Genomic DNA, 3,458 nt, shown 5'->3' with positions numbered 1-3,458 from the left:
TAGACCATTGTCGTAATAGGTATATTCTTTATTGGCCGCTGCGCAGTGTTCGGTTTGTTGGCCTTCGACTTTCACCACTTTATGCACGCCATTAAATACCTGGAAGTGATAGGTGGTTTTTTTACCCAGCGGATTAGTCACCGTAGTGCTGTTATTAGCATGGTATTCCAGGGAGGTTTTTTCTTTGCCACCGGCATGTTCCGAGCTAATCGCCCGGCCATGACTATCATATGTCCAGGAAGCAAAGCGGTTACCATTACCATCGGTAATACCCGTCAAATGTTTTGGAAAGGTTGAATTCTCATAATGATATTGGCGAATACTGCCATCGGATTGAGTGACTTTTAGTAGTTTATCGTCGTCACTCCATTCTAATGTCACAGGTTTTCCATTAGGCCGAATTGCCGAAATCAGCCGTTTTTTATCATCAAACGTAAGTGTTAAACGGTTACTCTGCTGATCCTGAACAACGAGTTGTTGATCGCTCCAAGTGAAGGTTTGGACTATACCCTGAGGTTTCTCAATACGGAGAATAAGGCCTTCATCATCATAATACTCGTGTTGACCATTATAGATAATGAGCCACTTGGCGTTATACTCTGTTGTTGGAGTTGCAACAATATCATGCGATTTAACAACACTATCAGAGGTCGCACTGTATAATATTTTGCCATCAGGACGATGATAATTTCCTTCGAGTGAAAAGCCTTTTTTCTCAAATTGATAAGTATAACTGTGAGTCCACTGACCTGAACCGCTATTATAAAAAAACAATACAGGTAAAGAGCCATTAAGAATGGTCTCTTCATGATACTTATTCCCAGTGGCTATTCTTACCGGATTACCTGCAGAAGGTGTAGTATCTGGTGATGAACAGTCTCCACTGCCAGCTTCCTGTACGGAAGGAGTTTGACAAATATAATTGCCTAATGAAGATTTTATATATCCCAAAGCACACTCACTTTTAGGTATACATCCTCGATCTCTATCAATCGCTTGTTGTTGTGTGTCAGAACAGCTATTAATGGTAAAAAATGTAATAAGGTAGCTATGGTAAGGGTCGCTCCATTCCCAACCTCGAGTAAAAAAATGGCCACCTAATCCCAAACCATAATGGCGATCTATTCCCGAATTATAATGAGCAAAACAGGGCTTTCCAAACAAACTTAGGGTGAGCTGATCACAACTACTTTGAGCTTTTTCTCGACTTTCTGAATAAGTCACAATAGAGCACGAATAAGGGTCTTGACACTCTATCTTTCCCCAAGACAAACTGCTTGGTAGGAATAATAAAACACCTAGTAAACGCAAATTTAAATGCATTAATAAATACCAAAAAATAATTAGTTATCTTTTTTAATTAACCGACCGTGTTCGTCATAGCGATACTCTTCTCGTTCACCGCGTGTGATTTTGGCCGTGGGTAAACGCAAGGTGTCGTGCCATTCGGTCACCACCTCGTACTGATTAGGTGTGCCTACCGCCATGGTGCGCTTGGTCTCCAGGCCACGGTCGTTATATTCAAACGCCGTCACCATCCCTTTCCAATCAGTTTTAGTTTTGAGCAAACCGTTGTCGTAATAGGTATATGCTTTGTTGGCCGCCGCACAGTGTTCAGTTTGTTGGCCTTCGACTTTCACGACTTTATATCCGCTACTAAATGCCTTGAAGTGATAGGTGGTTTTTTTGCCTAAAGGATTAGTGACTGTTGTAGAGTTATTGCTGTGAAACTCTAGAATCGTTTTTTCTTTACTACCTGCATGTTCACTGGCAATAGCTCGACCTTTATCATCATAGGTCCAAGTCGCAAAACGTTCGCCATTGCCATCGGTGATGCCCGTTAAATGCTTTGGAAAGGTTGAATTCTCATAATGATATTGGCGAATACTGCCATCGGATTGAGTGACTTTTAGTAGTTTATCGTCGTCACTCCATAACATGGTGGTAGGTTTACCATTAGGCTGAACAGCCGAAATCGGTCGCTTTTTATCATCAAAAATGAGTGTTAAACGGTGACTCTGCTGATCCAGAACAACGAGCTGTTGATCACTCCAAGTGAAGGTTTGGACTATGCCTTGTGGTTTTTCGATACGGAGGATACGGCCTTGGTCATCATAATACTCGTGTTGCCCATAGTAGTTGACTAGCCAAGAAGAGTCATATTTATTTGACTTCTGTACTTGTAAGGCACCGCTTAGTAATGTATTCCACTTATTATCTTTCTTATAAAGTGTAAATATTTTCCCATCAGGCCTGTAATAATGAAAAAAAATGGAATCGCTTTTGATATTAATCAGTTGGTATAAAAAATTATAAGTCCATTTCCTCGTACTGGAATTGTATGAAACCTCAAAAGGAAGTGAGAGGTCATCAATATATCTTTCTACTTGGTATTTATTTCCCGTTGCTATCCTAATTGGATTCCCTGCTTGAGGGGTTGTATTTGGCGAGCTGCAGCTACCAGACCCATTTTCAGTGAGTGAAGACTGTTCGCATACATATGGAGTATCTTCGGAACAAGTGACACATGATGTTTGAACAAAAATACTATTTGTTTCTTTATCATTCCTATAATAATTACAGCGCCCATATTTTTTATAAAATTTTCCACAAGGGGTATACTCATATGAGCAGTATCTATCAATCCCATTATATGTACTTGGGTGTGCGCAACCAAAGAACTTAAAATCTTTAGCATAACTAATGACGGAGGCAGTACCTCCACTAGATAATGGAGCATTACTTACTTTAATATCACACATTAGCCCGTTAAATGCTGCTATATCAGGTAAATAGCTAACAAGTCCATCACAACTTGCTGATAAAGGAGTATCGATAACTCTAGCTTTGTGTACTTTTAATGACTTATCAGCGCAATACTCAAATGCAAATGTATGCGTATTAAAGGCTAGCAATACTAATAAAAAACATCTCAACAAAGAATGGTATTTGATTATAGCTAAAACACAATATTTTATTCTTCGATACACGTTAATTACTACTCTTTATATTAACTCATCAAAACTTTACTGTTACATTGATCTATTAATTAGCCAACCTTGTTCGTTGTCGCAACATTCCACCTGTTTACTATTTTTAATGTTGTTTGTATTTTGGGAAATATGTTTGATTGTAAAATGAACAACTGTAATGGCCTTTAACTGCATAGGTATTAGATCCACTGATTATAATGTGATCTACAACTTGCACAACAGGTGAAATACTTCATTTTATTGATTTGACATACTTTGTTGCTCAAATAGACGACAACTTAGGTCTATGGTGCTTAATATTTAGACAGAATAACTGGTTGGATTAATACGAAAGTACGGATGCAGCTTCTTGATTGAGCCTACGGTAATCAAAAAAATAGCCGATAACCCTGCGAATCGGCTATTTTCAGGCTGGATTATTTTCACTCAGGGAAGGATGGATCAAAATTCATTATCCTAACGGAT

General features: G+C 38.8%; 1 protein-coding gene and 1 pseudogene. Both read right to left on the bottom strand.

Annotation, left to right across the window (positions count from 1 at the left end; genetic code table 11):
• Positions 1-1,323: pseudogene (locus F607_RS33285) on the bottom strand (RHS repeat protein); the annotation flags it as partial.
• A gap of 20 nt (positions 1,324-1,343) precedes the next feature.
• Positions 1,344-2,939: a hypothetical protein gene (locus tag F607_RS33280; protein WP_157365608.1), complete on the bottom strand. Its 1,596-nt coding sequence runs from the start codon at positions 2,937-2,939 to the stop codon at positions 1,344-1,346.
• Positions 2,940-3,458: the final 519 nt, after the last annotated feature.

Source organism: Zooshikella ganghwensis DSM 15267, from assembly GCF_000428585.1.
Classification (GTDB): domain Bacteria; phylum Pseudomonadota; class Gammaproteobacteria; order Pseudomonadales; family Zooshikellaceae; genus Zooshikella; species Zooshikella ganghwensis.
Note: the sequence above shows the minus strand (reverse complement) of the source record. Positions and strands in the feature narration are given on the sequence as shown.